We start from the raw sequence: 24308 nt of genomic DNA, 5'->3' as shown, positions 1-24308 counted from the left end.
GCGCCAACATGGACGATAAGCGGCATTTCGCTCAAGACAGGGTGCAGAAAACACGTGATTTCGGGCAAAATGATGGCGCAACTGGTGCGGGATTGCATCATTTTCGACGCAAATCCGACGTGTATCTCAATATGAGACCAAGATGTTGTGGTTTTGCGAAAATCAACCCCAAGAATGAGAACGGGGCCGCATTGGCGACCCCGTTAGGTTGAGTGTTCAAAGAATCGCTTGGGCCTTACACCCAGGGGCGGGCCTGGCTGGCGTGTTCCTCAAACTTGTCGATGTGGTGATCTTTCTCCATCGTCAGGCCAATATCGTCCAGACCGTTCAGCAGGCAGTGTTTGCGATGCGGGTCAATATCAAACTCGATCACGACACCATCCGAAGTGGTGATCTGCTGATCTTCCAGATGTACCGTCATGCGGGCATTCTCGCCTTTATGCGCGTCTTCCATCAGGATCGCGTGATGCTCTTCTTCGACCACGATCGGCAGGATGCCGTTCTTGAAGCAGTTGTTGAAGAAGATGTCGGCAAAGCTGGTCGAGATCACAACCTTGATGCCGAAATCCTTGATCGCCCAGGGTGCGTGTTCGCGCGACGAGCCGCAGCCGAAATTGTCTCCGGCGACCAGAATTTCGGCCTCGCGATAGGCGGGTTTGTTCAGGACGAACTCTTCGTTCTCGCGCCCGTCATCATGATAACGCATTTCGTCAAACAGCACGACGCCGAGGCCGGACCGTTTGATGGTTTTCAAATGCACTTTGGGAATGATCATATCGGTGTCGATATTGATCAATGGCATCGGGGCGGCCACCCCGTGGACTTTTTCAAACTTATCCATGTTCACACTCCTGCGGGAGAGGGCCGCGCCCAGGCCCCGCGTTAAGCTTGTTTCGTTTCTTTTGGTGCGTCCTTGACGAAGAACGCCATGAAGACAAGGCCGAGCCCGTTAAAGATCATCTCGATCCCCAGCAGGATGCCCAGCAATTGCAGCAGCACCGAAGGGTCCATTGCGGCAAAGCGCCAGATCAGGATCGCCAGTACAATCGACATGATGCCCGAGACCAGCGTCGCCCAGAAATATTGCGTTCCGCGCATCTGGAACGACAGGATCACGCGGGCAATGCCGCCAGCCATGAACAGGATCAGGCAGACAGTTGCCAGTGTCAGCGTTCCTTGCAGTGGGTGATCCAGAAAGGACCAGCCCAGAAACAGCATCACGACACCCATGATAAGTGACAGTATCTTGTTGCCGGCCCCATCGACGGTGAAGCCGCCAACAACCTGTAACGCGCCTGAAATCAGCAGCAATACACCTGTGACCACCGTCACGGTGATTGATGCCACGACCGGTGCGCCCAGCACAAAGATGCCGAACACTATGGACAGAAGTCCAAGCAATAGCCATTTGACCCAGTCACTCATTTGTTCAATCCCTCAAATATCTAGATATGAGGGCACCTTACAACAATTCACGGACGTCTGTCAGCCGTCCCGTGATTGCCGCTGCGGCAGCCATTGCCGGGCTCAGCAGATGTGTGCGCCCGCCCCGGCCCTGACGGCCTTCGAAGTTGCGGTTCGAGGTTGCGGCACAGCGTTCGCCCGGTTGCAACTGGTCGGGGTTCATCGCCAGGCACATCGAACAGCCTGCCAGACGCCATTCGAACCCGGCCTCTTTGAAGATGTCGGCCAGGCCTTCTTCTTCGGCCTGAGCGCGGACCAGCCCCGAACCCGGCACCACCATCGCGCGCATCCCGTCCTTGATCTTCTTGCCTTTAAGGATCTCGGCCGCGGCACGCAGGTCTTCGATACGTCCGTTGGTGCAGGACCCGATAAAGACGGTGTCAATCTCGACATCGGTCAGCTTCTGACCGGCTTTGAGACCCATATACTCGATTGACCTGCGGGCCGCTTCGACCTTGCCGCCTTCGAAATCCTCGGGGTGCGGCACGGTTGCCGTGATCGGCAGAACATCCTCGGGGCTGGTGCCCCAGGTGACGACAGGCGCGATGTCTTCGCCACGAATCGTGACAACCTTGTCGAAATGCGCGCCTTCGTCGGTGTAGAGTGTTTTCCACCAATTCATCGCGGCTTCCCACTGCGCACCTTTCGGCGCATGCGGACGGCCTTTGACATATTCGAACGTGGTCTCATCCGGTGCAATCAGCCCTGCGCGTGCGCCACCTTCGATGGCCATGTTGCAGACGGTCATGCGGCCTTCCATCGACAGGTTGCGTATGGCTTCACCGCAATACTCGATGACATAGCCGGTGCCGCCGGCGGTGCCGGTTTCGCCGATCACGGCCAAGGTGATGTCCTTGGCGGTCACGCCCGGCTGCAATTTGCCGGTGATTTCCACCTTCATGTTCTTGGATTTCTTCTGGATCAGGGTCTGCGTGGCCAGCACGTGTTCGACCTCGGACGTGCCGATGCCGTGGGCCAATGCGCCGAATGCGCCATGGGTGGCGGTATGGCTGTCGCCGCAGACGACGGTCATGCCCGGCAGGGTCCAGCCTTGTTCGGGGCCGACGATGTGCACGATGCCCTGACGGACGTCATTTACCGGGTAATAGTGAATGCCGAAGTCCCGGGCGTTCTTGTCCAGCGCTTCGACCTGAATGCGCGATTCCGGGTTTTCAATACCGTTCACCCGGTCAGGTGTGGTCGGAACGTTGTGGTCCGGCACGGCAATGGTCTTTTCCGGCGCGCGCACCTTGCGGCCCGCCATGCGCAGGCCTTCGAACGCCTGCGGGCTGGTGACCTCGTGGACCAGATGGCGGTCGATATACAGCAGGCAGGTGCCATCATCGGCTTCGTGCGCGACATGGGCATCCCAGATCTTGTCATAGAGTGTTTTGGGGGACATGTGTCCTCTCCCGTATGTAATGAGAAATAGCTGGCGAGTTGGCTCAGGCGACGGGTAGGCGCGCCAGGACCGTGCGGGCAGCCCCAAAGAACCGTTCGCGCAGACGCGCGCGGTCTTCCAGATTCTGTTCTTGGGCCACATTGAGTCTCATGCGGTTCAGATATACCGCGCCTTTGCTGCAATCAAGGTTCAAAACCGGTGTCAGGCTTGCATCGCCTGGCATTGCTGTCCAAGCTGCCGTCCAGGAGGCGCGTATGAACCAAGACCTGATCCCCAGCTCGCTGACAGACCTTTACAACAACATGGTCGCGGGGTTCTCTTCCGAGCTTCAAGAACTGGTCGAGTTGGTGGTTACGCCGGGCTGGCGGCAGTATCAGTTGGTCATCATCCTTTTCCTTTGGGCGCTGGCTTTCCTTCTGAAAGTTCTGACACAGCCACGATGGGATGCCTGGACACGCGCACGCACCGGATGGCCGAAATGGCGGCTTCGCACCATGGTACAGCTGATGCAGCGGCTGACACTGGTCTATTTCGTGCTGCTGTCCTGGCTCTTGTATCAGGTTATGCAGCATGCCACCTGGCCGTCGCGCAGTTATCTCATTGGGATCATTGCAACTCTGGCAACTGCGTGGCTGGCGATTGCACTGGTCGCGAGGCTTGTCCGCAACCGGACGCTGCGACGGATATTCAAGTGGGCAATGTGGGTCTATGCAACGCTTGTTGCTTTGAATCTGACGGATGACGTGGCCAAATTCCTTGATGGGGTCGCGATTTCCGTCGGTGACCTGCATATTTCCTTGCTGGGCATTCTCAAGGCCATCCTGCTGATCGGGGTCCTGTTGACGCTGGCCCGCATCGGCACCCGCGCGGCCGAGCGTGGATTGCAGAGCAATGACGACATCACCCCATCCATGCAGGTGTTGTTGGCCAAGGGAATTCAGGTGCTGCTGTACGGCGCGGTCTTTCTGGCTGCGATCCGCACGCTGGGCTTCGATCTGACCGGCATTGCGCTGCTGTCGGGCGCAATCGGCGTCGGCATCGGGTTTGGCCTGCAAAAAGTGGTGTCAAACCTCATATCGGGGATCATCATCCTGATGGATCGGTCGATCAAGCCAGGCGATGTGATCTCGCTGGGCGATACGTTTGGTTGGATCAATGCGCTGGGCGCACGCTATGTCTCGGTTGTCACGCGGGACGGGCGGGAATACCTGATCCCGAACGAGGACCTGATTACCAACCAGGTGGTGAACTGGTCGCATTCCGACAAATTCGTGCGGTTGGATCTGGATTTCGGCACCAGCTATGAGGATGACCCCCACAAAGTGCGGGCAACGGCGATCCGGGCTGTAAAGGCAGTGACCCGCGTATTGAGTGGCGGAAAACATGAACCGGTATGCCATATCACCGGTTTTGGCGACAGCAGCGTGGATTACGTTCTGCGGTTCTGGATCAGCGATCCGACCAAAGGGCTGACCAATATCAGGGGAAATGTCTATCTTGCGCTGTGGGATGCGTTTCAGGACGAAGGCATCTCGATCCCCTTCCCGCAGCGCGAGGTTCGGCTTTTGTCGGAAAACGCAAACATGCAACAAATCGCAGAAGAGTGATCACCCCTGCGCGGGGCCAGACGCGCTTTCATTGAAATGTTGCATTCCCCTTGCTACCTTATTAGTACCCTGGCGCCGGGGTTTCACGGCGCGCAGCAAAGGAGGACTATGTCCTGTCTCTACATACACAGGCGGGTTTGCCCGCCGAAGACGGGTCCCGTGTAATGGCCCACTCTCAGTCAATCAGCGACAAGCTGCTTGAGCGTATCCTTTCCTCACTTTCCGATGACAAGGCCGAAGACGTCGTGCAGATCAACCTGCAAGGCAAGTCGTCTGTCGCGGATCACATGGTCATTGCTTCGGGTCGGTCGACCCGTCAGGTCTCGGCCATGGCGGAAAAGCTGACGGATCGCATCAAGCAGGAATTCGGTTTCTCCTCGAAGGTCGAAGGCAAGGATGCCGGCGATTGGGTGCTGATCGATACGGGCGACGTGATCGTCCATATCTTCCGCCCCGAAGTGCGCGAATTCTACCAGCTGGAAAAGATGTGGCTGCCTCAGGGCGGCAGCGCCTCGGCGAACTGAGGCGCCATCCCGGCCCGTATTAAAGGGCCGGAGGCGAGAGAGATATGCGTATCAGCATAGTTGCGGTCGGGCGATTGCGCGCCGGACCGGAGAAGTCCCTGCTTGATGATTACCTGACCCGCTTTGACCGGACCGGACGTGCGCTGGGCCTTGGTCCCGCGCGGGTGATCGAGGTCGAGGACAAGAAAAACGCAGGCATGGGGGCCGAAGCCGCGTTGCTGCGCAAGGCGCTGCCCAAGGGCGCGGTGATCTGTACGCTGGACGAACGTGGGTGCGTGATGTCCTCGCCCGATTTTGCCAAGAAACTGGGTAGTTGGCGCGATGCCGGGCGGCAGGATCTGGCGCTGATCATCGGCGGAGCGGACGGAATAGACCCTGCTTTGCGGACGGAAGCCGACTTTTCCCTCTCGTTCGGGTCGATGGTCTGGCCTCATATGCTGGTCCGTGTGATGCTGGCCGAGCAACTGTATCGGGCCGCGACCATTCTGTCTGGTGGCCCCTATCACCGGGTCTGACATGGCGCAGCTTCTGATCGTTTACCATTCGCGCACAGGTGGTGCCCGGCAGATGGCCGAAGCGGCGGCTGAATCGGCGCGGGCTGAGACCGAGGTTGAACTTGTGCCTGCGGATCAAGCGGGGCCGGAGGATGTGCTGGCCGCCGACGGCTACATTTTCTGCGCGCCAGAGAATCTGGCGGCGATCTCGGGCTTGATGAAGGAATTCTTCGATCGCTGCTATTATCCGGTTCTGGGACAGATCGAAGGTCGTCCATATGCGCAGATGATTTGCGCCGGATCAGACGGAGAGAATGCAGCCCGCCAGATCGCACGGATCGCCACTGGCTGGCGGTTGAAAAAGGTCCAGTCGCCGCTGATTGTCTGCACGCATGCGCAAACGCCCGAGGCCATTCTGGCCCGGAAAACCATTCCTGAAGATCAGCTGGATCGGTGTCGCGAGATCGGCGCCGCGCTGGGTGCGGGCCTGGCCATGGGGATTTTCTGAAGGTCAGTTCAGTTCGACCAATGTCGTGTCTTCGTTCCAGCCATCCACATTGCACCGGGCCTGAATCTGCACCTGTGACACGTTTTCCGGAATCACCACGCCACCAAGCGAGCGGGTAAAGGGTTGTTCTGTCTCGTGCGGGTGGTGCAGCACCCGCATTCCCAGTTCATTCCCGTCCATGTCCAAAACGCGCCAGCCGTCGGCGTAATGATCCCACCCTGTATCGGGATGCCGGATCGTCACATCGAACCGCCATGTGTCACCGGTGGCACTGGCGCGGACCTGTTCGATTGTCGGCGGGTCGGCAAGGGCAGGTGCAGCCAGAAGGGCGCTGAGAATCACATATCGCATGGTTCGAACCTAGGGTTTAATGTCGCGCTTGGGGATCACGTCTCTGTGTTCGACGTTTGGGCCATGAGGATCGCGCGGGAATGCGATGCAAATTCGCGGCGATACAGGACACCGAATGTGATCATTGTGCCCAACACCAATGCCATCGGCCCGAGAAACCACGCCAGCGAAGCAAGGGCGAAATATGTGGCGCGGAGACCGCGGTTGAAGCTTCGGGCAGCGGTCACGCAGATCTCGGCCGCCTGACCGGCCCGAGGATAGGCGTTTGGGTCTTCAGGATCGTTTGGAACCGAGGCCATCAAAACGGCGCAATACCCAAAAAGGCGATGTGCCCAGACGTATTTCAGAAAAGCATTGGCCAGCAGCAGGACAACCACAAGTATCTTGATTTCCCAGACCATCGCCGGTGCGCTGCCGATGGCAAGATCCGTCGCCACCCCGGCCAATCGCTCGGTATTGCCCAACAGGGCCAGACCGCCCCCGATGGCAATCATCGTGGTTGAGGCGAAAAAGGTGCTGCCTTGCCGCATGGCAGCCACGACCTGCGCATCGAACATCCGTGGCTGGCGCGTCACCATCTCGTGCATCCAGTCGCGGCGGTAGCCATCCATCACAAGGGCGACGGACGGTTTCTGTGGTGACGGGTGTTCGATCTTCCATCCGATCCATAGCCACGCACCCAGCAATATCGCCATGGCAGCATAATCCAGAAGGGAAAACAGGGCGGCACGTTCGATCCAGGTCATGGCGCGACAGTAAGACCGGACATCGCAACTTGCCAGAGTGGTAAATTGGTAATATTATTTTACCAAAGAGAGGAAGGGGAGGGATGCCATGGAAATGCCAAAGCCAAGCCCGGACGTACTGAACCGGAAAAGCACGATCGTTTCGCGGCTGTCGCGGGTTCTGCCAGATACGGCAATTATCCATGATCCGGCTGAAACCCGAGCCTATGAGTGCGATGCCCTGACGGCTTACAAATGCCCGCCGATGCTGGCCGTGCTGCCGTCGAGCACGCAGGAAGTCTCGGATGTTTTGCGCATTTGCCATGAAGAAGGCGTGCCGGTCGTGCCGCGCGGTGCGGGTACGTCGCTGGCCGGCGGGGCATTGCCAACTGCTGATTGCGTCATTCTGGGCGTTGCGCGGATGAATGAGGTTCTGGAAACGGACTATGACAACCGTTTCATCAGGGTGCAGACGGGCCGCACCAATCTGAGCGTGACCGACGCGGTCGAGGAAGAAGACTTCTTTTATGCGCCTGATCCTTCCTCGCAACTGGCCTGTGCCATTGCCGGCAATATCGCGATGAATTCAGGTGGCGCCCATTGCCTGAAATATGGCGTGACAACGAACAACCTTCTGGGCGTGACCATGGTGATGATGGATGGCAGTGTTGTCGAGATCGGCGGCGCGCATCTGGATGCACCCGGTCTGGACTTGTTGGGCGTCATTTGCGGCTCGGAAGGTCAGCTGGGCGTGGTGACCGAAGCAACACTGCGCATTCTGCGCAAACCCGAAGGCGCGCGGCCGGTTCTGATGGGGTTCGACGACAACGAAGTCGCGGGTCAGTGTGTTTCTGACATTATCAAATCGGGCATTCTGCCGGTCGCGATCGAGTTCATGGACACGCTGTGCATAAAAGCCTGCGAAAACTTTGCGCACGCTGGATACCCCGATTGCCATGCGCTGTTGATTGTCGAAGTGGAAGGGTCTGAAGCCGAAATTGACCATCAATTGGCGAAAATCATCGAGATCGCCAAACGACACAACCCGGTCGAACTGCGAGAAAGCCAGTCAGCCGAAGAAAGTGCAAAAATATGGCTTGGTCGGAAATCCGCATTCGGCGCCATGGGGCAGTTGAACGACTATATGTGCCTTGACGGTACGATCCCGGTGTCGGCCCTGCCGACGGTGCTGCGCCGTATCGGCGAGTTGAGTGAAGAATTCGGTCTGCCTGTTGGCAACGTATTTCACGCAGGGGATGGGAACATGCATCCGCTGATCCTTTTCGATGCCAACAAACCGGGTGATCTGGAAAAATGCGAGGCATTCGGGGCCGAAATTCTGAAATTATGCGTGGACGAAGGCGGTTGTCTGACCGGTGAGCACGGCGTGGGTATCGAGAAGAGGGATCTCATGTCGCATCAATATGCGCCTGCCGATCTTGAGGCGCAGATGGCGGTCAAGGACGTTTTTGACCCCAAATGGCTGCTGAACCCTGCCAAGGTGTTTCCACTGAACGTTTCGGAAACCCGTCGCCACGCGCAGATTGCTGCCGAGTAACAGGCTCTAATAACGGATTTTGCCATGAAACCTGAATCAGAATCTGAACTGGCCGACATGGTGGCCGGATTGAAAGACCCTGTTTGCATCGTCGGCGGCGGCACGCGCGCGGTCACCGGCCCCGAAGCGAATATCGAAACCGGGGCTCTGCGTGGCATTTCGCTTTACGAACCCGGAGCACTTACTCTTGTGGCCAAGGCCGGGACACCATTGGCAGAGATCAAGGCCGTGCTGGAGGCGGAAGGTCAGCAGCTGGCGTTTGAGCCGATGGATCACCGCAGTTTGCTTGAAACTCAAGGTGAACCAACGATCGGCGGTGTCATCGCGGCCAATATCTCGGGCCCGCGGCGGATTCAGGTCGGTGCCTGCCGGGATTTCCTGCTAGGTGTGCGTTTCGTCGACGGGCGCGGACAGGTGGTCAAGAACGGTGGGCGAGTTATGAAAAACGTCACCGGTTATGATCTCGTTAAATTGATGGGTGGGTCTTGGGGAACACTGGGAATTCTGACCGAAGTGTCGTTGAAGGTGCTGCCCAAGCCGGAAAAAGCGGCGACTTTGTCCGTCGCCGTTCGGGATGCCGGCAGCGCGGTGAAAGTTCTTTCCGCTGCGTTGAAATCACCTTTTGAAGTGACGGGTGCCGCCTATGACCCGGCGGGTGGAAATGCCCTGCTTAGGGTCGAGGGGTTTGCAGAATCGGTGACGTACAGGATCGGTCGTTTGACCGCCTTACTGGCAGATTTTGGTGAGGTGACAGACGAGGGAGACGCCGCAGCGCCTTGGACCGGGATCCGCGACGTTCACCCATTTCAGGGAAAGGACGGGGACGTCTGGCGGCTTTCGGTAAAACCGGGTGACGCGGCAGAGATTTCGGCGCGCGCCGAAGCGGATCAAGCGCTGTTTGACTGGGGCGGCGGTCTTGTCTGGCTGCTGGTCCCGGCTGGCACGGATGTGCGTGCCCGGCTTGGCGCGTTTTCAGGTCATGCCACTTTGGTACGATCTGACCACGACACGATCAGAAAACTGGGGCGATTTCATCCGGAGCCCACATCAATATCGGCACTGACAAAGGGCTTGCGTGCGAAATTTGATCCTCGGGGTTTGTTCAACCCGGGGCTGATGGGATAGGGCGATGCAGACAACATTCACTGATGAGCAATTGCAAGACCCGGCCATCCAGCGCTCGAACGAGATTCTGCGAAACTGCGTCCATTGCGGATTTTGCACGGCCACGTGCCCGACATATCAGGTGCTGGGAGACGAGCTGGACAGTCCGCGTGGGCGCATCTACCTGATCAAGGACATGCTGGAAAACGAGCGCGTGCCCGACGAAAAGACGGTCAAGCACATCGACCGCTGCCTGTCCTGTCTGGCCTGCATGACCACCTGCCCGTCAGGTGTGCATTATATGCATCTGGTCGATCATGCGCGCGAATATATCGAGGCCAACTACAAGCGCCCGCTGACGGATCGCGTGTTGCGCTGGGTTTTGGCGCAGATCCTGCCTTATCCGATGCGGTTCCGTTGGGCCCTGATCGGGGCCAGGCTGGGCCGTCCTTTCCGGTTCCTGATGCCTGATGCCCGGCTGCGCGCGATGTTGGAGATGGCGCCCAAGCATATCCCGTCTGTCAGCCGCAACGATGATCCGCAGAGTTTTGCGCCCGGCGGTGAACGAAAAATGCGGGTGGCGCTGATGACGGGCTGCGCACAAAAGGCGCTGAACACCGATATCAATGACGCCACGATCCGCCTGCTGACACGGTTGGGGTGCGAGGTCGTGATCGCTGACGGTGCCGGGTGTTGCGGAGCTTTGACCCATCACATGGGCAAAGTGCAAGACAGTCATATGGCGGCAACCGCCAATATCAGAGCCTGGAAACGGGAAATGGACGGTGATGGGTTGGACGCCATCGTCATCAACACCTCTGGCTGTGGCACAACCGTGAAAGACTATGGGCATATGTTTCGCAATGACCCGCTTGCCGAAGATGCGGCGCGTGTGTCTGCAATCGCCATGGATGTCAGTGAACTTCTGATCCAGCTAGACATGTCGGCGGGGGAAAACAAAAACCTGACCGTCGCCTATCATGCAGCCTGTTCATTGCAGCATGGGCAGAAGATCAAATCCTATCCCAAAGACTTGCTGAAACACGCGGGTTTCACGGTTGTCGAACCCGCCGACAGTCATTTGTGCTGCGGCAGCGCGGGAACGTACAACCTGATGCAGCCGGAAATATCAGGCCAGTTGAAACAGCGAAAAGTCAGAACACTTGAGGCGAAACAGCCCGATATCATTGCTGCCGGCAATATCGGGTGCATGATGCAAATCGGTTCTGGTACGCAACTGCCGATCGTTCACACGGTAGAGTTGCTGGACTGGGCGACGGGCGGGCCAAAGCCACCGGCCTTGCAGAGAACAGCGGATCCGGTTCCCGTCTTGCGGTAAATCATGCTGATGCCAGCGCGCATCATTTTCCAGGGAAATACCTTTGGTGCATGACCGCCCTATTTTCGCCCAACGCGGCACGTAGGACAAAGGCTTCAAAGTGAGTCTCGGAGAACCGCGTGCGCAACTGGATCAAGGCGATCGTGCTCTGTGTCTTGCCATTGGCGGCCACGGCGCAGGACACTAGGCTGGAAAGCCTGGATACGTCGGATTCCGGGCGCGAGTGGATGGCTGTCGGGCGGTTGGATATCGCCGGCGCAGGGTTTTGCACCGGAACGCTGGTGTCGCCGACGCTTGTACTGACAGCGGCGCATTGCCTGTTCGACAAAAGATCAGGACAACGGATCAACCCTGCGGATATCGAGTTTCTGGCTGGGTGGCGTTTGGGGCGTGCGTTGGCCTATCGGACCGCGCGCCAGGCTGTGATCCATCCGGACTACCAATATGGCGTCGATTCTACGGCCGACCGGGTAAGCGCGGACGTGGCTTTGATCGAGCTGTGGCAGCCGATCCGTAATACCGCCGTCATTCCATTTGAGTCGGGCGATCAGCCCAAACGTGGAGCTGAAGTGGGCGTTGTGTCTTATGCGCATGACCGGTCAGAAGCTCCGTCGCTGCAACAGGTCTGCTCGGTCATGAACCGGCAGGCCGGGGTTATGGTCATGTCCTGCGATGTTGATTTCGGGTCTTCGGGGGCACCCGTTTTTTCTTTCTCGGGCGCGCGCCCTCAGATCGTATCGGTGGTTGCGGCCAAGGCCAGTATGGACGGCCAGAGTGTTGCAATTGGAACCGCGGTTGAGCATTCGCTGCAATTGCTGCGTGACGAACTTTCTGCGGGGCGGGGATTTGGGCTTTCCTCGTCCGGATCGGGAACGAACAAGAACATAGGCGCAAGGTTCATTCGACCATGATGAGAGTCTTCTGGAGCTTGTTATTGGGCCTGAGCGTCTTGGCAACAGCGCCGCAAGCGCAATCCAACAAGCGCAAGCTGACCGACCGGGATGACCTTTATGGTTGGGAGGCTATCGGTCGACTGGATGTCCGCGATGCCTCGTATTGCACCGGCACGTTGATCGCGCAGGACATGGTACTGACCGCAGCCCATTGTGCGGTGGATCGTCGTACCGGGAAGACATATGTGCCCGAAGACATCACGTTTCGTGCAGGCCTCAGCAACGGCAACGCTTTGGCCGAACGTCAGGTCACGCAAATCGCCCTTCATCCCAGCTATGGGGCGCAGAACCCGCTGTCGCACGAAGGCGTCCAGTTGGACGTGGCCCTGATGCGGCTGAATGAGCCTATTCCGTATTCGGTCGCCGACCCTTTTGCGCTGCACAGCGGCCATGTTCCGGGCAACGAGATCAGCATTGCCTCGTATGGACGGGGACGGTCCGAGGCGATCACCCGAGAACGGTCGTGCCGTATCATCGACCGCAGGCAGGGTCTGATCACCTTTGATTGCGACATTACTTTCGGGTCTTCCGGGTCTGCAATTCTGGCGAAAAACGGTGCGCGCTGGCAGATCCTGTCCGTGGTATCGGCGGTAGGCACGAACGGCCGTAGAAAGGTGGGGTTTGGCATGGAGCTTGACGGGATCGTCGCCGAGCTCAAGGCCATCATGCGGCGCGACGCACCTCAGCCCAAGGCTTCGATCCGCCGATTGCAGGTCGGGTCCGGTAAGTCAGGATCTGGTGCGAAATTCATCAGTTCTGGCGGGGGTTGAACTCGGCGAAATCGCTACCCATGTGATGTGTATCGGACCGCCACAACGGGGTCCGGTACCTGAAATCGCCCGTCCAGTCGGAGGGCGCTTATCGCAAATCGCTCAAGAATGAGGATATGACACATGCGTACGTTTGATTTTGCACCGCTGCACCGCGCCACCATTGGCTTTGACCAGATTGCCGACATGATGGATCGCGTTCTGACCAATGATGGGGCCCAGCCCAGCTATCCACCCTACAACATCGAAAAAACTGATGTCGACACCTACCGGATTTCGGTGGCCGTTGCCGGTTTTTCGGAAAACGACCTGACCGTGGAAGTGAAAGAGAATTCACTTGTCGTGGCAGGTAAGAAAGCCGCCGAAGACAAAGAGCGCACCTATCTGCACCGTGGCATCGCCACCCGCGCGTTCGAGCGTCGGTTTGCCCTGGCGGATCATGTCCGCGTCACCGGTGCGAGCCACGAAAACGGTATGCTGAACATCGAACTGAAGCGCGAGGTTCCTGAGGCCCTGAAACCGCGCCGGATCGAGATCACCTCGGCCAAAGCCATCGAGAAGGATGTGATGGACGCCAAAGCCGTGAACTGAGGCTTCTGAATATCCCGCGGCAGTTCACTCCTCCCGGACTGCCGCAACACACGCCCCGCGTTCCTCCAGACGCGGGGCGTTGTGTTTTGGGCGTTTGCGAAAACTGGTTCCCAGCAAATTATCCGCCTGATAGTCTTCGGTATTATGGAAAGCCGACCAAAACGTCGACTAGCAGCTATCCTGGCAGCCGACATCGCCGGCTACTCAAGATTGGTTGGTCTGGACGAAGAAGGTACCATCGCAAGGCTTCGCCTGATCCGCAGCGAAGTGATAGAGCCGGCGATCGCCCGGCATTCAGGGCGCATCGCGAACACTGCGGGAGACAGCTTTGTGATCGAATTTCGCAGCGCCGTCGATGCGGTTCACGCTGCCGTGGAAATTCAGGCCGACCTTGCAAAGAGAAACGCGGGCACCGATCAAGATAACGCCATCGCGTTTCGGGTTGGCCTGAATGTCGGCGATGTGGTTTCGAACGGGGATGACATCCTTGGCGACGGGGTGAACGTTGCCGCGCGGCTTGAGGCACTGGCAGATCCCGGTGGTATCATTGTTTCACAATCCATCGTCGATTATGCGCGCAACAAAGTGCCCTATGGTTTTGCCCCGATCGGGCCACAGAACGTCAAGAACATCGCAGACCTGGTTCAGGCCTTCCGCGTAGAAGCGGAAATTTTGCCTTCCCCGCGAAAAAGCCGCACGCAGAGGACATCCCGCTGGCTGCCACTGGCGGCTCTGCTGGTGATGTTGGCAGCTGTTGGGCTTTTTCTGACGAAACCGTGGAAGACGGGCCAATTGCGCGCCTCAGAGGCGCAGATGGTTTACCCTTTACCGGATCTGCCTTCCATCGCCGTGTTGCCGATTGCGAATTACACCGATGACGCATCCAAGGAGATGCTGATCAACGGTATCTCTGAGGATTTGATCACGGACCTGTCCCGAATATCCGGATTGTTCGTCATCGCCGGGAATTCATCCTTCGCATACCGCGACAGAAACATAGATATCGCACGTTTCGCCGAAGAACTTGGGGTTCGCTACGTCGTTGACGGCAGCGTGCGACGTGCGGATGAAGATTTCCGGATCAACATTCGCCTGACCGACACATTGAGCGGGCGATTGATCTGGGCGAACAGGTTTGATGGCGCGATTGATGACGTCTTTGAAGTGCAGAAAACCATTGTTCTCGCAATTGCGCAGGAGCTGGATCTTCCGCTCGACCCTCAAAGCCGACAAGCCATCGAAAGCGTGGAAACCCAGACCATTGCGGCACGCGAAGCCTTCCAACGCGGGTGGGAGTTGTATTCGCAGTTCAACGAACAGGACAACCTTGCGGCAATTCCCCATTTTGAAAAGGCCGTGGAACTGGACCCGGATTATGGGCGTGCCTGGGCGACGCTTGCCCTGGCGCATTTGCGGCCGCACATCTTTCATCATTGGAATGGGTTTGCAGAGTCAGGCGCGCAAATGCATATCGGCCTGTTTTACAGATATTACCGGGATGTGATGGAGCAGGATACCGCCCTGGTGCACGTTATCCGGGCTATTGTCAGTCTCAACCTTCCGGATTGGGACAGTAACCTACGGGTAGGTCGGGGGACGGAAGAAGCAAGACGAGAAGCAGCGAAAGCCATCGCGCTGCAACCCAGCGACCCCGAGGCGCATCTGACGATGGGATGGGCGCTGATTGCAGCCGGTGAGCCCGAGGAAGGATTGGCCTTTGTACAGGCTGCGACCCGGCTGGATCCCAATTATCCCAGCCACTACGCGCTGTTTGAAGCGGCGGCTCTTTACGCATTGAATGACCTGACGGGCGCGGCAGATGTGATCGAGAAAGAGTTGAACAGAAATCCGCAGGCAACCGAGCTGATGCCATTTGCAGCCTCGGTTCTGGCCCTGAATGGAGATCGCCGTGCGGGCAGGGCCATCATCGACCGATGGCAAAAGGGCAAGCATGCCGGTGTCATACAGGACGCTGTTCAGAATTACTTTTTCATCATTCGCTGGGTCGGTGAGAACCAGCATCTGAACGCCCGGCTGAACGACGGGCTGCGTCTGGCGGCGTTGCCTCCGGAAAAAACCATAGCAAGTCTGAGGGCGGACCTGTCACGGGGGGATGCCAAAGATCAGAGGACGGCAGCTCAATCGCTGGCCCTGTTTGGTCCCGAGGCAGAGCCAGCGGTGCCGGAATTGATCGCGCTTCTTAAAAGCCCGTCGGTGTTTGTCCGCAAAGAGGCAGCTATTGCATTGGGGAAAATAGGTGGCGCGGCGTCCTCTGCATTGCCCGCGCTGGAAGCCATGGTGGACGGTTCGTTGCAGGGAAAGTTCGCGACCCGTGCAATCGAACAAATCCGCGACAAATCCGCAGAATAGCCGTGTCAGCGTCGACTGGGCCGCCGCCATGAACAGTCAAAAGACGACGCGATTGCGTTTCCGGACGCGGGGTCTCTGCCCACCGCAATGGGACAGAGACCGTATTGGATCAGACCGACATGCAGACGTATTTCATCTCCAGATAGTCTTCCATGCCGTGATGGCTGCCTTCGCGGCCCAGACCGGATTGCTTGACGCCGCCGAACGGGCCCAGCTCGGTCGAGATGATGCCGGTGTTCACGCCGACGATACCGTATTCCAGCGCTTCGGCCACCTTGTAGACGCGGCTCAGGTCCTTGGCATAGAAATACGAGGCCAGACCAAAAATCGTGTCATTGGCCATGGCGATCACGTCGTCTTCGTCCTCGAACTTGAACAGCGGGGCCAGCGGGCCGAAGGTTTCGTCCTGCGCCACCAGCATGTCCTGCGTCACGCCGGTCACGATGGTTGGCTGGAAGAACGTGCCGCCCAGATCATGGGGCAGGCCGCCTGTCAGAACCGCGCCGCCCTTGTCGGTCACGTCCTTGATATGTTCTTCGACTTTGGCGACCGCGTCGGCATTGATCAGCGGGCCGGTGGTGGTGCCTTCGGTCAAACCGTCGCCGATTTTCAGCGCTTCCACTGCCGCTTTCAGTTTGGCCGCGAACGCGTCATAGACACCGGCCTGCACATAGATACGGTTCGCACAGACGCAGGTCTGGCCGTTGTTGCGGAACTTGCACAGCATCGCGCCTTCGACTGCGGCATCCAGATCGGCGTCGTCGAACACGATGAACGGCGCGTTGCCACCCAGCTCCATCGAACATTTCATGACCTGATCGGCCGCCTGGCGCAGCAGGATGCGGCCCACTTCGGTCGATCCGGTAAAGGTCAGCTTGCGCACTCCGGGGTTCTCGCAGAACTCCTTGCCAATCTCACTGGCCTGTGACGAGGGCACCACGTTGAACACGCCCGCGGGTACGCCGGCCTGTTCCGCCAGCAGCGCCAGTACCAGCGCCGACAGGGGCGTTTCAGTGGCCGGACGCGCCACAAAGGCGCAGCCGGCGGCCAAAGCCGGGCCTGCCTTGCGGGTGATCATCGCGTTGGGGAAATTCCAGGGCGTGATCGAGGCCGCAACGCCGATCGGCTGCTTCATCACCATGATCCGCTTGTCGCGCTGATGGCCGGGAATAGTCTCGCCATAGACGCGCTTGGCCTCTTCGCCGAAGAACTCGATGAAAGACGCGCCATAGCCGATCTCGCCGATGGCTTCGGCCAGGGGTTTGCCTTGTTCAGCGGTCAGGATCTTGCCCAGATCCTCGGCGTTTTCCATCATCAGATCGAACCAGCGCCGCAGGATGGCTGCACGTTCCTTGCCGGTCAGCTTGGCCCATTCTTTCTGCGCGGCTTCGGCCTGTGCGATTGCTCCGGCGACCTGAGCGCGGCTGACGTCTGCCACCTCGGCGACCACATCGCCCCGAGCGGGGTTTGTGACTTTGAACGTGCCATTGTCACCGTCCACCCACTGACCGCCGATATAGGCTTTGGTTACAAGCAATTCGGGGTTCTTCAGGATTGACTTCAGATCGGTCGTTGCGTCCAGCATGATAAGCCTCCGGCGTGAATTGGGTTGTGCGCACCCAAACAGGTGATGTCTCAATTGTCTATGGCCACTCTGGATGTGGAATCAATCCAGATTTGATCAAAAAATTACTTAACAAGTTAATCTAATCGGGTCACCCGAAATCTGCGCGTTTCATTGTCCGGTCTCGCCTTTCTTTTTGCCAAGGAGTTTGCCAAAGTCTGGGTGAATTTTGAGACCCAGGGGATGTAAATCAGTGTAACATTTCCTATCTTATTGGGTAATAGAAGAAAAAAGGGATAGAAGCGATGTCGAACCAGCAATTCGAAGCGTTGATAGAAGAGACTCAAGCCAAAGTGCGCGAAAGCCAGTCTCAGATCGAAGGGCTGACCTCGCGCATTGAAGCGGCCCGCGCCAAGATCGGCACTGCCGAGGCCGATATCGACATCGAAAACGCCACGCTCGAAGATGTGCATGCCCATACCGAGGTGATGAATGCCAATATCGCCGAGCTGATCATGGGGCTGGACGACGTCACCAGCGCGTTTTCCAAGGATTTTGACGAGATGCGCTCGAAAACCGGGTGGGAGTCGTTTGTCGGCATCTTCTCGAAAGGTAAATCCGAGTCGATGCGGCAGGAGCGGATGCGCACCGCCAATATCGACGACAAGTTGCAAGACCTGATCGCCAAATCCGACGTGATCGTCAAACTGCTGCAAGGGCAGTTGGCCGTGCTGGAGGAACAGCGCGTCAAGGTCGAGGACAACCTGACCGTCACGCTGGACGATCGCGAGGCGACTGTGGCGGAACTCGAGGCGCTGCGCGCCGAGATTCAGGGTATGGATCCGACGATCATCACGCTGGAAAACAAGATCAGCGTCGAACAGGACGCCGCCGCGCGGACCCAGTTAGAGACTGAATTGGCAGAGCTGAACAAGCAATACAACGCCAAGGTTCAGGAAGAGCAGGTCAAGCTGGCCAAATCACAAACGCTGGAGCGCTATATCGAAAAGGGCAAGACTTGGGTCGATTCACTCCAGAACCAGGCGGCGACGCAGATGGTGCTGATCAACAAGCTGCAGACAGACACGCAGCAGCGCGTGGTGCTGTATGACGCCCTGACCAAATCACTAAAAACCGCGCAGCAGCAGGACGTGGCCCACCGTATTAACGAGATCGGCGTGCAGACCGACCAAGAGGCGCAGACGGCCATGGCCGCCATCGGCACCGCGACCAACCAGAAAATGGCCGATATGCTTGAGGCGCATGAGGACCACATGGTCTTTGCCCGCGACGTGCTGGAGAAAAAGGCCAAGGCGGATGAGCGATTTGCCCGCCGGTTTGCCTCGATTGTCGAGAAGCATGATAAGAACTTGTATGGTGGGTGACAAAGCTAGCGAGATCTGTAGTGTTCAAAGCCGCGCTTTTAATACTCGCCAAAATGATGGCGGTTTGTTTGTGTCTACTCGGAGCAATGAATGTAACGTATTACATATCGCTTCGATTTCTGAGCGACCATGAGTTTTTGTTTGTTCTTGTGAACTTGTCTCTGGGGTTAGGTGGCCTCTTCATCCTCGCGTATTCTGGCGGTGTGTTCAAAGCAGATTACGAGAAAGCTGAAAGACGTTACCGACCATGGCTTTTTGACCAGTTCGGGAACCGCAAATGAACGATCCCACCCAAGACCATGTCGGCCTGACCGACACCTTCGCCTCGCGCCGCTATTTCCGCAAATTCGAGGTGATCACCGTCCACCTCCTGCGCGTGGCCGCGACGATGGAGGCCGAAGGCGCGATCTCAAAGCAAGAGGTGCGGATCGTGTCGCGCTACCTTTCGGGGCTGCTCTACACCTTCCGCGCGCTGTCCATGAAATACCTGCTGGTCGGGCGCGATACGGGGCGGTTCTTTGGCAGCCTCGCCATGGACAAGCGCGACAGCGGGTTTCCGGTGGCGGCCGAGTTGTTGACCATGGCCAATGACGCGCAGCAGGCGCAGGTTCATCTGGCGAATATGCCCTCGGAAGACGACCTGAAAACCGACATGGTGCGGACAATTATTGGCGACCGGGAGATTCCCACCAAGTTGCAATTCGCGCTGTCCCAAAGGCTCTATTACGAGGAATTGCTGAAAGGTCAGCTGTTCTGGGCCCGCAACGATCCCGAATGTCACTGGATCGGGAATGAGGGCGAGCGGCGCAAGTTCCTGATCCATTGGGCGGTCTATGACAGCCAGATCAACCTGCCGGTCATTTACCTGATGCAGTTGGAGGACAGCGGCAAAACTGCCCTGCCCAAGGACCAACGCCGCTGGCCCGAGGTGCAGGCGCATCTGATGGCGCAAAGCTTAGGCGGTCTGAAACTGGTGACCATTGCCAAAGGCTTCGATCAGGATTTCGACGACCTCCATCCCAAACATTTGCGCCGCATCCATGTGGGCCCGATGTATTCCTCGGCCTATACCGAGCAATCCGGCCCCCTGCGGCAGGTGTTGGAGGACGCACAGGCGCCCGAAGGTCAGGATTGGGCGCTGGCCTGGACCACCGAGGAGCTGGAAAGCGAAGAGGTGATCGAAGAACGCGCCGGTTGGTTTTCAACCGTCGAGCGCGAGGTTTTTGCGCTGGACCCGTTCGGCGGGCAGGGGGCCGAAACCGGGGCTACGCGCACCCAGCGGTCGATCATCCTGCCACAGCGGCCGTTTCAGGTGCTGGCCGAGCGCAACCCGCCAGGCTTTGCCGATGTGCGCAAATTCGTGGTCAGCAAGTCGGGGCAGGTGTTGCGGTATTAAAGCGGGTGGCGGGCTAAAGCCCGCCCTACGCGACAAAAGTAGGCCGGGCTTCAGCCCGGCATTGCGAGGAAGAAAATGAATTTGACGTCAGATCAGATGGAATTGCGCGAGGCGGATATTCGCAAGCACTATCCGGCAGCGACCGCCTTGCTGAACGGGTTCGAGCACGCGCCACGGATTGCCAAACCGGTTGAAGCTGCGGTTGAACGGTCGCCCGGCGTGTCAACGGGGCGGCGGTTTCGGTCCACCACGCCCGGGCTGGTCACGCGCCGGGTGGCGCGGGCAGATGGCGTACATCTGGTCGACCGGATTGAGGCCGCAGATGATGGCGATACGCTGGTCTCTCCGCCGCAAGCAACCACGCAGCAGGCGATCCGACGCGCCATTGCCATCGCTCTGGCCGTGGCCGAGGCCTATGCGGAACAGACCCCGCTGGCGGATCTGAAACGGGCCAATCTGGCCGGGGATCTGCCCGCCGCCCGCAAGACGGAATTCTCGGAATTGCTGACGGCTGAGGCCATGATTACGTCGCACGTGTTCGGCAATGCGCTGGCTTACCTGATGTCCTCGCATCTGGGCGAAACCACCGTCGATATTGGTGAGGTCGAAGAGGTCCTGACCGACAATGGCCAACTCGCCCTGCATGGTGCTTTGTGGGAGCTGGACCAGACGCTGGCCAAACACGCCCCCGACGATGCCCACCTGATCGCTGCCACCAGTGCCTATGCCGAGCAGTTGATGGACAAGGCCGCCCTGCGTGCCCAATCCGCAGGTCATCTGGCCCCGTTCCGGAACGCCGCCTGGCATATCGAGGTTGATGACTTGACGATCCGGGGGTTTGAACCGGCCTCAAAGGCCAAATCCACCACCCTGACCATGACGTTCAAGAAACCGAACGAGGTGGTGGGCAACCATATCGCCAAGTATCAGGCGATGAAGCTGGCCAAGATGCTGATGGCCTATGATTTCGACCGCCGCCTGAACCCGTTCGCGGAACTGGGCGGGTTCATCTTTACCTTCATGGGCGACGGCAAGCCGGGTACCGGCAAGACCACCCTGATCCAGATGATGGCCGGGCTGATCAACGATTATTGCCAGAACGCGGGCTATCCGTTCCGCTATCAGAACCTGAGTACCGACAATATCGACAGCTATCAGGGGAAATCCGGTCAAAACGCCAAAGCCTTTATCAACACGATCATCGACCCCTCGGTCATTGGCTTCGGCACCATTGATGATATCGACCAGCTGGCGGGTAAACGCGGCGACCGGCAGTCCAGCGCCGGGCAGCTGGAAATCACCGCCGTGCTGATGGAGAGTTTTGCGGGTGCCAACACCGTCGTGCGTGGCAACTGCACCTTTGGCATGTTCTCGAACTACCCTGAGAATGTGGACGACGCCCTGCGCCAGCGCGCAGGCGCGCGGTTCCTGGTGGACGGGCCGCAAACGCGCGAGGATTACATCGACATTCTGCACCTGCTGATGGGCCGCAACCACGACATCCCGCTGGGCGAGCACGACCCCTATGCCGCGCAGGAAATCAAAAAGGCCGTCGCCGCCAGTTTCGAAAGCCACTCGCGCCCGCATGAGGATGCTTTGTTGCAGGTCTATGACCGGGTCTCGGGTGAGATCGGCCAGATGGATACGATCGCCAAGCTGGGCACCTACCTCAAGGCGATCCAACAGGCGGATGAGCGTTTCACCGGTCGCGCGATCAAGAACATCACCGACGCGGTCAAGGTCCGCGCGATGGATTTCGAACTGCCCGACGAGTGGATGGAAAACCCCGACCTGTTCCTGTTTCGCGACTACGACACCAAGAAGGCGATGATCGAGGATCTACGCCAACCGATCACGGTCGAGATGGTGATCCAGGAGATCAACCGCTACGCCGACAGCGAGTTCCGATATGCCGACAAGAGCGACGAGGTCGCCATAGAGAACGCGGTGCGTGAGATGGGCCGGATGGAAGAGGCCAAGCGGCGGTATTTGGAGGGGAAGGGGTGAGCGATCTTACTTCCAGTAAACTTAATATAAGCTCTATCGTATTCAGGACTGCGACAGCCGCGACAGTACTTATACTGGGCGTTTTCATCGTCTTTATGTGTTTTGAAGTTTGTACGACAAAGTACTTCTTCGTCGAAGAATGCGTGTCCAAATGGTCCTATTTAAGAAGCGCGCCTCCCAATGAAATTGGCGATACGTTGGCAGGTGTTGCGGGTGCATTGGCTTTTGTTTGGGTCGCCGCATCAGTTGTCATACAGCGACTTGAATTGGATAGGACTGTGAATGCGTTCGTCGAGCAAGGAGCAATTCTTAGGGAACAGTCCGACAGAGATGCATTTGATTCTTTTGTCGAGAACTTGGCCGACAAAGCACGCCATCGAAAGTTCCGGATCAACTTTGATCGACCCAATAACATTATGCCTCCGACAATACCTTTGGTGCATGAAATGGGGTCTGAATTCAGGAAGAATGCATCTTCAGCAGTTATCGCAAATACAGTTGCCGAGCAGGTTGCTCATTCAGTGGAAAAAATACTGAAAGAGGCCTACAACTTGACACAAGACGGTTCGGCAGAGCGATTGCAAGAATTGGCGGATTATCTCAGCGAAACCTCATTAAAGTCGGAACGCTGGCAAGCAGATATTCAAGCTGAATTTAAGCGCCAAGGATACAAACATTTGGAAGAAAGCGTGAAAAAGCTCTGTGCTCGGTACATTCATGAGTAGGCGGGTGTTTTATGATTTGATCTCTATGGCGGTGGAGCCGCGACGTGCCCGACCTGCCCCCATGAGCGGGCGCGTTCCGCACCCATCCGTGAGCAGAGCACATTGCTACCGGCGCACGGAGAGGCAAATGTCATGATCCGCCTCATCAAAAAAGGCCTGATGTTCGGCAATCTCGTCCACATCTCCAGCCCGGCTCTGGTCGAGCGGTATAACCGCGCGCTGCAGCATCTGGCGGGCAAGACCACCGAGCTGACGGATTTCCATGTCGATATATCGGGCTATTCGCCGGAGGTGGGGATTGAGTTGGAGGATGAGCTCTACCTCAACCCCAACGGGGTCAACCGGCAGTTTATCCTGCTGACGACCGAGCAGAAACGCGCGCCGCTGCTGAACGTCAAATTCTCGACCTCGCGCGATATCCTGCGGGAATTCATCGAGATGAACGAAGCGCAGTTGTTTGCCCTGACCGCCACCGATGCGGTGGCCGGAGAATTGGTGAACTCGGTCATAAAACTCAGCACACCGAGGGACCTTCTGAACCTGCGCAAGATTGAGATTGAGGCTGACACCGCAGGCGGCACCCTGCGCAAGGCTCAGCAACTGGCCGGCATGGTCGAGCGATTCAAAACCGAAGAGGACGCCTGGTTCGACGATGTGCTGATCGCCAAGATGATCGAAACGGCCAGGGAAACCGGTGACGTGACCCGAAACCCCGTCCGCTTGCGCCATACCGCGTTCGAGCAGCGCAACTTCTGGACAGCGCATTTCGGTGGGCTTTATCTGTTCCCGGATCTGGATCACCCGGCTGCAATTTGTATGGAAGACGTACCAGACGATCTTCCGCTGAAACACGTCTTTCAAAAGGCGCAACGTAATCAGATCGCCAAATTCCTTGGGCTGAACAACCTTGTCGAAACGATCATCGAAGCGCGGGGCGTGAACTCGAGCGCGATCCTGCAACAGAAGATGGATTTTCTGACGGTTTCTGCTGCTGCGGATGCGGGCGTGGATATGGCGGGTCTGGATCGCAGCGATATGCGCCGGTTGGCGCGCAACCATGCCGACCGCCTGCCCGAAGCCTATCACGGCCTTGCGCAATTGCTGCGCTGGGCAAAGGATGGCGGACCTTGGCCGCGCATCACCTCGGATCACCCGGCCTACTTCTACACCTTGCGGGCGACCGATACACCGAACCGTGATCTGGTGAACATGCTGTTGTCCGAATTGGCCCCGCTGGACCCGCGCCAGATGTTCATCTGCCACAAAGAATTGTTCTACCGAACATATTCGGGCTGGCCCGAGAGCAAGAAGGCCTATGTGGCCGACTTCCTTGCGCGCGAATATCAGGTGGACAAGCAAGGCGCCCGCGCCGCCCTGTTCGGACATGAGCCGGATATGAGCGGCGACGATCGCGTCAGCGATGACATAATTGCCCGGGTCGGTCCGTGGGGTTCGGTGAGGAAAGGTTGAA

23 protein-coding genes are annotated in these 24308 nt (G+C 58.0%); 16 read left to right on the top strand and 7 right to left on the bottom strand.

The window, feature by feature from the left end; translation table 11 throughout:
• Positions 1-235 precede the first annotated feature (235 nt).
• From leuD to I9184_RS10535, 4 genes are read right to left on the bottom strand one after another with little or no spacing between them, the layout of a single operon-like run.
• Positions 236-841 (bottom strand): 3-isopropylmalate dehydratase small subunit, encoded by a 606-nt coding sequence (leuD, locus tag I9184_RS10550; protein WP_171635578.1) that lies wholly within the window; start codon positions 839-841, stop codon positions 236-238.
• Positions 842-882: 41 nt separating this feature from the next.
• Positions 883-1425, bottom strand: coding sequence for a DUF308 domain-containing protein (locus I9184_RS10545; RefSeq protein ID WP_171635581.1), 543 nt, complete (start codon positions 1423-1425; stop codon positions 883-885).
• 37 nt (positions 1426-1462) lie between these two features.
• Positions 1463-2866, bottom strand: a complete 1404-nt coding sequence (leuC, locus tag I9184_RS10540; RefSeq protein ID WP_209834235.1) for a 3-isopropylmalate dehydratase large subunit — start codon at positions 2864-2866, stop codon at positions 1463-1465.
• Between the two features lie 43 nt (positions 2867-2909).
• Positions 2910-3005: an isopropylmalate isomerase gene (locus I9184_RS10535; RefSeq protein WP_224857982.1), complete on the bottom strand. Its 96-nt coding sequence runs from the start codon at positions 3003-3005 to the stop codon at positions 2910-2912.
• Between the two features lie 115 nt (positions 3006-3120).
• Here I9184_RS10535 and I9184_RS10530 point away from each other — a divergent pair, with 115 nt between their 5' ends.
• The 4 genes from I9184_RS10530 (at position 3121) to I9184_RS10515 (ending at position 5999) form a co-directional block, all read left to right on the top strand.
• A complete protein-coding gene (locus I9184_RS10530) occupies positions 3121-4473 on the top strand; it encodes a mechanosensitive ion channel domain-containing protein (protein ID WP_209834233.1) in 1353 nt (450 codons plus the stop codon).
• 164 nt (positions 4474-4637) lie between these two features.
• A complete protein-coding gene (gene rsfS, locus I9184_RS10525) occupies positions 4638-4997 on the top strand; it encodes a ribosome silencing factor (RefSeq protein WP_171635591.1) in 360 nt (119 codons plus the stop codon).
• Positions 4998-5041: 44 nt separating this feature from the next.
• Positions 5042-5512, top strand: coding sequence for a 23S rRNA (pseudouridine(1915)-N(3))-methyltransferase RlmH (gene rlmH, locus I9184_RS10520; RefSeq protein ID WP_209834231.1), 471 nt, complete (start codon positions 5042-5044; stop codon positions 5510-5512).
• Between the two features lies 1 nt (position 5513).
• Positions 5514-5999, top strand: a complete 486-nt coding sequence (locus I9184_RS10515) for an NAD(P)H-dependent oxidoreductase (protein WP_171724095.1) — start codon at positions 5514-5516, stop codon at positions 5997-5999.
• Positions 6000-6002: 3 nt separating this feature from the next.
• Here the strand turns inward: I9184_RS10515 and I9184_RS10510 are convergent, their stop codons facing one another.
• Both I9184_RS10510 and I9184_RS10505 read right to left on the bottom strand, forming a co-directional pair.
• On the bottom strand, positions 6003-6350 hold the full coding sequence (locus I9184_RS10510) for a hypothetical protein (RefSeq protein WP_171230254.1): 348 nt from the start codon (positions 6348-6350) through the stop codon (positions 6003-6005).
• A gap of 35 nt (positions 6351-6385) precedes the next feature.
• On the bottom strand, positions 6386-7096 hold the full coding sequence (locus I9184_RS10505; protein WP_171635598.1) for a DUF599 domain-containing protein: 711 nt from the start codon (positions 7094-7096) through the stop codon (positions 6386-6388).
• A gap of 88 nt (positions 7097-7184) precedes the next feature.
• Between I9184_RS10505 and I9184_RS10500 the strand changes: the two genes are divergently transcribed.
• The 7 genes from I9184_RS10500 (at position 7185) to I9184_RS10470 (ending at position 15760) form a co-directional block, all read left to right on the top strand.
• Complete coding sequence (locus I9184_RS10500; RefSeq protein ID WP_209834229.1) at positions 7185-8633, top strand: FAD-linked oxidase C-terminal domain-containing protein; 1449 nt, start codon at positions 7185-7187, stop codon at positions 8631-8633.
• Positions 8634-8657: 24 nt separating this feature from the next.
• A complete protein-coding gene (locus tag I9184_RS10495) occupies positions 8658-9758 on the top strand; it encodes an FAD-binding protein (protein ID WP_209834228.1) in 1101 nt (366 codons plus the stop codon).
• Positions 9759-9762: 4 nt separating this feature from the next.
• A complete protein-coding gene (glcF, locus tag I9184_RS10490) occupies positions 9763-11076 on the top strand; it encodes a glycolate oxidase subunit GlcF (protein ID WP_209834226.1) in 1314 nt (437 codons plus the stop codon).
• Positions 11077-11195: 119 nt separating this feature from the next.
• The gene (locus I9184_RS10485; protein ID WP_171635605.1) at positions 11196-11987 is read left to right on the top strand and encodes a trypsin-like peptidase domain-containing protein; all 792 of its coding nucleotides are present in this window, start codon (positions 11196-11198) and stop codon (positions 11985-11987) included.
• On the top strand, positions 11984-12799 hold the full coding sequence (locus I9184_RS10480) for a trypsin-like serine protease (RefSeq protein ID WP_209834223.1): 816 nt from the start codon (positions 11984-11986) through the stop codon (positions 12797-12799). The genes I9184_RS10485 and I9184_RS10480 overlap by 4 nt, the downstream gene beginning before the upstream one ends.
• Before the next feature lie 123 nt (positions 12800-12922).
• Positions 12923-13390, top strand: a complete 468-nt coding sequence (locus I9184_RS10475) for an Hsp20 family protein (protein WP_171635607.1) — start codon at positions 12923-12925, stop codon at positions 13388-13390.
• 144 nt (positions 13391-13534) lie between these two features.
• Positions 13535-15760: a HEAT repeat domain-containing protein gene (locus I9184_RS10470; RefSeq protein WP_209834222.1), complete on the top strand. Its 2226-nt coding sequence runs from the start codon at positions 13535-13537 to the stop codon at positions 15758-15760.
• A gap of 109 nt (positions 15761-15869) precedes the next feature.
• Here the strand turns inward: I9184_RS10470 and I9184_RS10465 are convergent, their stop codons facing one another.
• Positions 15870-17345, bottom strand: coding sequence for an NAD-dependent succinate-semialdehyde dehydrogenase (locus tag I9184_RS10465; protein WP_171635609.1), 1476 nt, complete (start codon positions 17343-17345; stop codon positions 15870-15872).
• A 284-nt stretch (positions 17346-17629) separates the two neighbouring features.
• Between I9184_RS10465 and I9184_RS10460 the strand changes: the two genes are divergently transcribed.
• The 5 genes from I9184_RS10460 (at position 17630) to I9184_RS10440 (ending at position 24307) form a co-directional block, all read left to right on the top strand.
• Entirely contained in the window at positions 17630-18709 is a 1080-nt protein-coding gene (locus I9184_RS10460; protein ID WP_171230262.1) for a hypothetical protein, read from the top strand.
• Between the two features lie 277 nt (positions 18710-18986).
• A complete protein-coding gene (locus I9184_RS10455; protein ID WP_209834220.1) occupies positions 18987-20105 on the top strand; it encodes a hypothetical protein in 1119 nt (372 codons plus the stop codon).
• A gap of 75 nt (positions 20106-20180) precedes the next feature.
• Positions 20181-22112 carry an ATP-binding protein gene (locus tag I9184_RS10450; RefSeq protein WP_209834218.1) on the top strand — a complete coding sequence of 644 codons (1932 nt, stop codon included), beginning with the start codon at positions 20181-20183 and terminating at the stop codon, positions 22110-22112.
• The gene (locus I9184_RS10445) at positions 22109-22837 is read left to right on the top strand and encodes a hypothetical protein (RefSeq protein WP_209834216.1); all 729 of its coding nucleotides are present in this window, start codon (positions 22109-22111) and stop codon (positions 22835-22837) included. Before I9184_RS10450 ends, I9184_RS10445 begins: the two co-directional genes overlap by 4 nt.
• 132 nt (positions 22838-22969) lie before the next feature.
• Complete coding sequence (locus I9184_RS10440) at positions 22970-24307, top strand: DUF6638 family protein (protein ID WP_209834214.1); 1338 nt, start codon at positions 22970-22972, stop codon at positions 24305-24307.
• The last annotated feature ends 1 nt before the right edge of the window (position 24308 follow it).

This window comes from Ruegeria sp. HKCCE3926 (assembly GCF_017872515.1).
Lineage (GTDB): Bacteria > Pseudomonadota > Alphaproteobacteria > Rhodobacterales > Rhodobacteraceae > Ruegeria.
Note: the sequence above shows the minus strand (reverse complement) of the source record. Positions and strands in the feature narration are given on the sequence as shown.